General features: G+C 47.9%; 1 protein-coding gene. It reads right to left on the bottom strand.

Annotated features, from left to right (window positions below):
* The coding region (locus tag CKY02_RS23360; protein WP_146747436.1) for a helix-turn-helix domain-containing protein at positions 1-202 on the bottom strand (202 nt) is incomplete at its 3' end.
* Between the last annotated feature and the right edge of the window lie 9 nt (positions 203-211).

Genomic DNA, 211 nt, shown 5'->3' with positions numbered 1-211 from the left:
GTTTGCGATGATTAAGGTAATCGCTGATATGACGGTTAACGGTCGTTTCATGAAGACGCAGGGCCTGAGCGATCATCACTGAACTCCAGCCCTCAGAGGCCAGCAGAACCGCTTTTATGCGATCACACTCCCTCTTATCACGACAGGTGTGATGGAGGTGTTCGAGTTCGGCTTTTTGTTCATCGGTAATGAATATTTTCATGACTGGTAC

This window comes from Photorhabdus bodei (genome assembly GCF_003287735.1).
In the GTDB taxonomy this organism is placed as follows: Bacteria; Pseudomonadota; Gammaproteobacteria; order Enterobacterales; family Enterobacteriaceae; genus Photorhabdus; species Photorhabdus kayaii.
The sequence above is the reverse complement of the archived record's forward strand: the minus strand, read 5'-3'. Positions and strand labels throughout refer to the sequence as shown.